We start from the raw sequence: 4,951 nt of genomic DNA on the forward strand, positions 1-4,951 counted from the left end.
CGATGACCGTCCCGTCATACCGGCTCAGGTGCTGCTCGAGCCACTGCACCGTCTCGGCATCGAGATGGTTCGTCGGCTCATCGAGCAGGAGAATATCCGGTTCTTGGATCATCAAGCGACAGAGCGCCACCCGGCGTTTCTCTCCGCCGGACAGGGTTCCCACCTTCTGATCGGCGGGTGGACAACGCAACGCATCCATCGCGATTTCGAGCTGGTTCTCCAACTCCCAGCCGTTGGCCGCCTCGATCTTTTCTTGTAGTTGCGCTTGCCTGTCGATGAGCTTTTCCAGCTCGTCCGGAGTGGCCTCCCCCATCTTGTTGCTGACGTCTTCATATTCCTTGAGCAGCCCGACGAGTTCTTTCTTGCCTTCCTCGACGACTTCCTTGACCGTCTTGTTCGGATCGAGCTGCGGCTCCTGTTCTAACAGCCCGATACTGTAGCCTTTTGAGCGGGTGATCTCCCCCGTGTAGTTTTCATCCACGCCCGCGATGATCTTGAGTAGCGAGCTCTTACCCGAGCCGTTCAACCCCAGTACGCCGATCTTGGCGCCGTAGTAGAAGCCCAGATAGATCTCGCGCAGTACCTGTCGTTTGGGTGGATAGACTTTTCCTACATTGACGAGAGAGAAAATGACTTGCTTGTCGTTCGTGGCCATAAACTCTGCGAGCCTCCAATTGAAACGGATTCGGAATTGCCAAGGAGGCAAGATACCAGACAAGCCTTTTCGACCACAACCGAGCCCCGTGGAAGTTCCACCATGTGAATAGTAATCAGTTGCCTCTGGCCTTCTGAGAGTTGCATAAGACATTCCGGTGGTGCAGACTCTGTTGCATTCCACCCTAACCGTTTTGAGGCTCAATCATGATGACTCGATTACGAAGACTCCGGACTCTTTCACTGGCGTTATTAATGGCTTCCCTGCTGGCACCCTGCGTGGTTTCCGCAGCCGATGACGGCGAGCAGAAAGATCTCGTCGACAAATCCCGCATGACACTCAATAGCTTCCTGGCCGACTCGAACATGCAGTGGTTCCGTGACCACATCAAGGATGCAAAGGGCATTTTCATCGTGCCGCAACTCCTCAAGGCCGCCTTTTTCTTCGGCGGGGAAGGGGGAAGCGGCGTATTTCTTGTGAAAGACGACAAGAGCGGCGAATGGAGCCAGCCCGCTTTCTATACGATGGGGGCCGGCAGCTTCGGATTTCAATTCGGCGCACAGGCATCAGAAGTGGTGTTGCTTGTGATGTCTCAACGTGGCGTCGAATCGCTTCTCACAAGCACGTTTAAACTCGGCGGTGATATCTCTGTCGCCGTTGGTCCGGTCGGAGCCGGAGTCGAGGGTTCGACAGCGATGAACCTCAGCGCGGACATGCTTTCGTTCGCGAGAGCAAAAGGCCTGTTCGGCGGCATCTCGCTCGAAGGGGCCGTGATCGCGACCAGAGACGAATGGAACCGGAATTACTACGGTAAGGACCTGAGACCGACGGATATCCTTGTGAAACAATCCGTCACGAACCCACAATCCGCCGATCTGAGAGCAGCCTTGGATCGAGCCGTAGCAGGAAAGGTTCCGTCCGATCAGGAATAACCACCGGTTCGTCCGCCCTCAATGCGGCCTCACGAATCAGGCATCACCTATCGCTTGATAAGCGCCTTTGCTAAGAACCCGCCCAGCCGGTCGAGGATCGGTTCAGGAATTTCATGCCCCCCGCGAAACGGGTGCCATTCGACTGCGAGTCCTTCCTTTTTCAGCTCGTCGCGGAGTCGTTCCGCCATCACATAGGGCAGGATGGGATCATACGTTCCGTGGCTTTGAAAAACCGGCAATCCTGCTCGCTTGGAGACGGTCGGGCGCCAGTCCTGCTTGGCCAGGAGCGAGCTGGACAGCTGAACAAGCCCGGCAAAGGGATGCGCCGTGCGCATGATGAGGTCGCAGGTCAACATAGCGCCTTGAGAGAATCCTCCGATCACGGTCTTCTCATACTCAATCGGCAACGCCTGCGGCAGTTGAGTCAGGAAGGTTTCGAGCACCGCACGGGCCAGGGGGAGCCCGCGCGGAATCTCGTCCGACAAATCGCGTACACGGCCCACCGCACGATCCGCTTCGAGCCTGGCCATATCGATGATCCACCAAGCCCGCGAGGCGCCGAATCCCATACTCAGCGACAGCGGTCCCTCCGGAAACAAAAAGCGCGTTCCCGTCGGAGCGGCGATCCAATCGGCGAGTGGAACCAAATCGTCTCCCGGCGCTCCGAACCCGTGGAGCAGGATGACAACAGGACCGTTTCCTCCACCGTTCCCGTCCGATCCGCCCGTCATTCTAGTCGTGAGTCCGCCCAGTTGTGCTTCGCGCATCGTGGCTTGTTCACTCGCGTAGAACGCCGGCTCGGAACATCATGAACTACAACTCACCGCAATATGTTTCCCCCAATTGGGCGGTGAGTCCGCATAGGAATCCATGCCGGGCTGATCGGTGAAGGGTTCCTGCAGCAGACTCAATAGTCGATCGATTTCAGAGAAATCTTTTTCTTGGGCCTTCTCGATCGCTCTCTGCGCCAAATAATTGCGCAGGACGTACTTGGGATTCACCCCGTTCATACGCGCCAGCCGTTCTTCGTCCCGACTGTCTTCGCTCCGCAAACGATCGCGGTAACGTGCCGCCCACTCGTCGAACCTGTCCCGATTTATGAAATGCTCGCGCAACCGGTCGTTCGCCGCCGTTGAATCAACGCGGAACGTCCCGAGCTCGCGGAATACGATCGTATAGTCCGTGCGGCTTTCCTGCATCAGGCTTAAGAACTCACGGAAGAGTTCGTCATCTCCGGTTTGGGATTCCGTAAGCCCCAGTTTGTTCCGCATGAGCGATTGGTACTCCCGATCAAAGAGGGGCGTGTAAGAGTCCAGTGCCGATTTCAAAGCCTCTTTCTGAGCGAGCGGCAACAGCGCTTGGGCAAGACAACTCAAGTTCCACAATCCGATATAGGGTTGTTGATTGAATGCGTAGCGGCCATTGTGGTCCGAATGGTTACAGATGAATCCGGCATCGTATTCGTCCATAAAACCATACGGGCCGTAGTCCAGCGTAAGGCCTAGGACGGACATGTTGTCGGTATTCATAACACCGTGCGCCCATCCGACCGCCTGCCATTGTGCGATCAATTTAGCTGTCCGTTCGACGACGCCGGCAAAGAACCGAGCATACTTGTCGGAAGCTACTCTCAGATCAGGAAAATGTTGCTCGATCACGTAGTCTGCCAACATTTTCAGATGATCATGCTGATTCCGGTAGTAAAAGATTTCGAATGTGCCGAAGCGGACGTGTGAGGGCGCCATCCGTACGAGGGTCGCGGCCGTTTCGATCCGCTCGCGGTACACCTTGTCGTCACTGCCGATGATGCAGAGCGCCTGCGTCGTCGGAATACCGAGGCCCTCCATCGCAGCACAACAGAGATATTCGCGTATTGAGGAACGCAGGACAGCCCGGCCGTCACCATCTCGTGAGAAGGGCGTCATGCCGGCTCCTTTGAGGTGCAGGTCCCACTTTTCCCCTCGCTCGTTTTTCGCTTCTCCTAAAAGGATCGCGCGGCCGTCGCCCAATTGCGGAACGTAGACACCGAACTGATGGCCGGAATAAATCATGGCGAGAGGCTCCATGCCGGGCACCAGCAGACTCCCGCCGAACACACCCGCCGCTTCCGGGCGTGAAAATTGTTCGGGTTCGAGATCGATCAGTTCAGCTGCGGCAGGATTGGCGTGGACCAGATAGGGAGGCGACTCAAACGGAGTCGGATTGAGTTTCGAGTAAAAAGCTTCCGGCAGCCTGGCATAGCTGTTGTCGAATCGCAGCTCCTCAAGTGTTCTCTCGGTCGCCATAATACGTCGCCCGGGTATCTCCTCATCTTAATAATATCGATCTACTTGGCTCGCCTGCGCGCATCACACCGTCCCCTTGCATCGAGGCAGCTGTACAGCGCTGTGCGGTCATCTCGTATTCGCCCAAGACCTGCGCCCACTCCCCAAGGTACCTGGTCCAAGGGGGTACACATTCTGACATAGGTTGTGTTGTAATAGGAACCGACCGTGCCCTTTACTGCTGACAAAGAGGATTAACAATGGCTCTGCGATCGGGGTTCAACATCAGGATATTTTACTTTGCACTTCTCTTGACGCCTTTCATCGGTCTCACGACGAACGATGCGTATGCCAAGGGATCAAAGGGAATGAACGCGAAGGGCGTTGCGCTTGCCTACGCCGCAGCCCTGGCCAACGGGAAGGTGGCTGAATGGGCTTCGCTCGACCTTGGATGCCTCATGCGGGAAAAAGGCCAGCCCCAAAGCAAGGGGTCTCAGAAGAGCGAACGGCAACAGGCTTGCTGGGACGACACGATGCAAGCCCACCGTAAGCTGGCCGAACAAGAAGCAGACAGCGGCGTCTTTGGATCGAGCAGCCTGGCTGGCAATTTCGGCCTGCTCCACGAACGGCATCGTGTGGCGGCCACATGGCGTGAATATCCTCCAGCTATCTTCGTGTCCCCGGCTGTCGCCCACGTGTCGGGTGGGCCAGCTCCAAAGATTCAGTTCTTGAAAGCCACGGCTGCGGAACCTGTGCCTCTCGTCCGCCTGAAGGGCGACAACGCCGTGACGGTGTCCGGTGTCGGCGTTGAGATCAAGGTCACCTACGAGGACCCCTTTAGAGCTCCCCTCGCTCTCAGGCCTGAAGAACCCTGGTCCGCGAAGGGCGTAACGCGCAAGTTCGGTCCCGTTCACGAAGTGACGGCCCGATTCATCGTGGTGTTGGGCTTACGAAAACTGGGGTTCCAGGCGGACAAAGCCGTTCTGAACGAATCGCTTCCCGATGCCCCCGCGATTCCTTACGCACATTATGGAATGAATCCGGATCCCGGTCGGCTATGGGTGCGGCCCGGATCGGAGCTTGAGCATCCGCCACTGATC

General features: G+C 56.9%; 5 protein-coding genes. 2 read left to right on the top strand and 3 right to left on the bottom strand.

From position 1 onward, the window contains the following. On the bottom strand, window positions 1–655 hold a 655-nt coding region (locus ACWVCN_RS03250), incomplete at its 3' end, for an ATP-binding cassette domain-containing protein (RefSeq protein WP_455244079.1). Window positions 656–861: 206 nt separating this feature from the next. Between ACWVCN_RS03250 and ACWVCN_RS03255 the strand changes: the two genes are divergently transcribed. Further along, window positions 862–1,587, top strand: coding sequence for a lipid-binding SYLF domain-containing protein (locus ACWVCN_RS03255; protein ID WP_455244080.1), 726 nt, complete (start codon window positions 862–864; stop codon window positions 1,585–1,587). A gap of 47 nt (window positions 1,588–1,634) precedes the next feature. Here the strand turns inward: ACWVCN_RS03255 and ACWVCN_RS03260 are convergent, their stop codons facing one another. Then, window positions 1,635–2,354, bottom strand: coding sequence for an alpha/beta hydrolase (locus tag ACWVCN_RS03260; protein WP_455244081.1), 720 nt, complete (start codon window positions 2,352–2,354; stop codon window positions 1,635–1,637). Window positions 2,355–2,393: 39 nt separating this feature from the next. Further along, a complete protein-coding gene (locus ACWVCN_RS03265; protein ID WP_455244082.1) occupies window positions 2,394–3,872 on the bottom strand; it encodes a protein adenylyltransferase SelO in 1,479 nt (492 codons plus the stop codon). A 239-nt stretch (window positions 3,873–4,111) separates the two neighbouring features. On the opposite strand from ACWVCN_RS03265, the gene ACWVCN_RS03270 reads away from it, so the two are divergent. Then, the coding region (locus ACWVCN_RS03270; protein ID WP_455244083.1) for a hypothetical protein at window positions 4,112–4,951 on the top strand (840 nt) is incomplete at its 3' end.

This window comes from Petrachloros mirabilis (assembly GCF_975968855.1).

Coding starts and splice junctions, on each gene's coding strand:
- ACWVCN_RS03255 (WP_455244080.1), top strand. CDS start 862: ATGATGACTCGATTACGAAGACTCCGGACTCTTTCACTGGCGTTATTA.
- ACWVCN_RS03260 (WP_455244081.1), bottom strand. CDS start 2,354: ATGCGCGAAGCACAACTGGGCGGACTCACGACTAGAATGACGGGCGGA.
- ACWVCN_RS03265 (WP_455244082.1), bottom strand. CDS start 3,872: ATGGCGACCGAGAGAACACTTGAGGAGCTGCGATTCGACAACAGCTAT.